We start from the raw sequence: 3,325 nt of genomic DNA on the forward strand, positions 1-3,325 counted from the left end.
TGTGGTTGGGGCTGGGATTCCTTTGGTTGATTGATATCGCGAGTGTCAGCTCGCGGTTCTCAGCTGCGATCAAATCATCTACGGAGAGTTTGATCCTGGCTCAGGACGAACGCTGGCGGCGTGCTTAACACATGCAAGTCGAACGGTGAACCACTTCGGTGGGGATCAGTGGCGAACGGGTGAGTAACACGTGGGCAACCTGCCCTCAGCTCTGGGATAACTCCAAGAAATTGGGGCTAATACCGGATGTGACCGCTGACCGCATGGTCTGGTGGTGGAAAGATTTATCGGCTGAGGATGGGCCCGCGGCCTATCAGCTTGTTGGTGGGGTAGTGGCCTACCAAGGCGACGACGGGTAGCCGGCCTGAGAGGGTGACCGGCCACACTGGGACTGAGACACGGCCCAGACTCCTACGGGAGGCAGCAGTGGGGAATATTGCGCAATGGGCGGAAGCCTGACGCAGCGACGCCGCGTGGGGGATGACGGCCTTCGGGTTGTAAACCTCTTTCAGCAGGGACGAAGCGAGAGTGACGGTACCTGCAGAAGAAGCACCGGCCAACTACGTGCCAGCAGCCGCGGTAATACGTAGGGTGCAAGCGTTGTCCGGAATTATTGGGCGTAAAGAGCTCGTAGGCGGTTCGTCGCGTCGGCTGTGAAAACCTGAGGCTCAACCTCAGGCCTGCAGTCGATACGGGCGGACTTGAGTTCGGCAGGGGAGACTGGAATTCCTGGTGTAGCGGTGAAATGCGCAGATATCAGGAGGAACACCGGTGGCGAAGGCGGGTCTCTGGGCCGAAACTGACGCTGAGGAGCGAAAGCGTGGGGAGCGAACAGGATTAGATACCCTGGTAGTCCACGCCGTAAACGTTGGGCGCTAGGTGTGGGGCTCATTCCACGAGTTCCGTGCCGCAGCTAACGCATTAAGCGCCCCGCCTGGGGAGTACGGCCGCAAGGCTAAAACTCAAAGGAATTGACGGGGGCCCGCACAAGCGGCGGAGCATGTTGCTTAATTCGATGCAACGCGAAGAACCTTACCTAGGCTTGACATGCACGGAAATCCTCCAGAGATGGGGGGTCCGTAAGGGCCGTGCACAGGTGGTGCATGGTTGTCGTCAGCTCGTGTCGTGAGATGTTGGGTTAAGTCCCGCAACGAGCGCAACCCTCGTCCTATGTTGCCAGCGAGTAATGTCGGGGACTCATAGGAGACTGCCGGGGTCAACTCGGAGGAAGGTGGGGATGACGTCAAATCATCATGCCCCTTATGTCTAGGGCTGCAAACATGCTACAATGGCCGGTACAAAGGGCTGCGATACCGCGAGGTGGAGCGAATCCCAAAAAGCCGGTCTCAGTTCGGATTGGGGTCTGCAACTCGACCCCATGAAGTTGGAGTCGCTAGTAATCGCAGATCAGCAACGCTGCGGTGAATACGTTCCCGGGCCTTGTACACACCGCCCGTCACGTCACGAAAGTCGGTAACGCCCGAAGCCGGTGGCCCAACCCTTGTGGAGGGAGCCGTCGAAGGCGGGATCGGCGATTGGGACGAAGTCGTAACAAGGTAGCCGTACCGGAAGGTGCGGCTGGATCACCTCCTTTCTAAGGAGCACTGGCCGCCACACTGGTTGTGGTGGTCCAGAGCCGCGCCCACACCGTGATCGGTGCCCCGTCTGGGGGTGCCGGCGGAGCGTGTGGGGTGGTGCTCGAGGGTGGAACGCTGACTCGTTCGGCCGGCGGCCTGGTGCTGCCCCTAGTACTGCACACAGTTGTGTGTGCGTGGAGCGGGGTGGGAGTGGGTGGTTGGTCGTAGGCACGCTGTTGGGTCCTGAGGGAGCGGGTGACCGTTTCTTCGTGTCAGGGCCTTCCTGTTGTCGTACCGCCCGGGTTGTCCGGGGCTGGCGGTGGCGTGGTGGGGGGTTGCTGGTCGTACGTTGAGAACTGCACAGTGGACGCGAGCATCTTCTGACTCTGTTTGCAGAGTTCAAGTGTTGTAGGCCCGTCTCATCATTTCCTTCCGGGGGTGTGGGGCGGGATTTTTGTGTGGCCAAGTTGTTAAGGGCACACGGTGGATGCCTGGGCACCAGGAGCCGATGAAGGACGTAGGAGGCTGCGATAAGCCTCGGGGAGCTGTCAACCGAGCGTTGATCCGAGGATTTCCGAATGGGGGAACCCCGCACCAGTCATGTGGTGTGACCCGCGCCTGAACACATAGGGCGTGTGGAGGGAACGTGGGGAAGTGAAACATCTCAGTACCCACAGGAAGAGAAAACAACAGTGATTCCGTGAGTAGTGGCGAGCGAAAGCGGAAGAGGCTAAACCGATCGCATGTGATAGCCGGCAGGCGTTGTGTGGTCGGGGTCGTGGGACAGTTCTGCATCCTCTGCCGGGGGTGCGGGGAGTCATAAAGGACTTGTGTTAGTGGAAGGCCTCTGGAAAGGGTCGCCGTAGAGGGTGAGAGCCCCGTACACGAAAACGCAGTCCCTCCCGAACTTGTTTCCCAAGTAGCACCGAGCCCGTGAAATTCGGTGTGAATCCGGCGGGACCACCCGCTAAGCCTGAATACTCCCTGGTGACCGATAGCGGACAAGTACCGTGAGGGAAAGGTGAAAAGTACCCCGGGAGGGGAGTGAAATAGTACCTGAAACCGTGTGCCTACAAGCCGTGAGAGCCTTATCCACTTCGGTGGAGGGGTGATTGCGTGCCTTTTGAAGAATGAGCCTGCGAGTTAGCGGTACGTGGCGAGGTTAACCCGTGTGGGGTAGCCGTAGCGAAAGCGAGTCCGAACAGGGCGAGTGAGTCGCGTGCTCTAGACCCGAAGCCGAGTGATCTACCCATGGCCAGGTTGAAGCGCGGGTAAGACCGCGTGGAGGACCGAACCCACCAGGGTTGAAAACCTGGGGGATGAGCTGTGGGTAGGGGTGAAAGGCCAATCAAACTCGGTGATAGCTGGTTCTCCCCGAAATGCATTTAGGTGCAGCGTCACGTGTTTCTTGCCGGAGGTAGAGCACTGGATGGCCGATGGGCCCCACAAGGTTACTGACGTCAACCAAACTCCGAATGCCGGTAAGTGAGAGCGTGGCAGTGAGACTGCGGGCGATAAGGTTCGTAGTCGAGAGGGAAACAGCCCAGATCATCGGCTAAGGCCCCTAAGCGTGTGCTAAGTGGAAAAGGATGTGGGATCGCAGAGACAACCAGGAGGTTGGCTTAGAAGCAGCCACCCTTGAAAGAGTGCGTAATAGCTCACTGGTCAAGTGGTTCCGCGCCGACAATGTAGCGGGGCTCAAGCACACCGCCGAAGCCGTGGCATTCACACGTTCGCCCGCCGACACC

General features: G+C 59.1%; 2 rRNA genes. Both read left to right on the top strand.

From position 1 onward, the window contains the following. Window positions 1–77 precede the first annotated feature (77 nt). Window positions 78–1,594 (top strand): 16S ribosomal RNA (locus ACI799_RS20995). Between the two features lie 443 nt (window positions 1,595–2,037). Further along, a 23S ribosomal RNA gene (locus tag ACI799_RS21000) occupies window positions 2,038–3,325 on the top strand; the annotation flags it as partial.

The sequence above is a fragment of the Blastococcus sp. SYSU DS0753 genome, assembly GCF_054051175.1.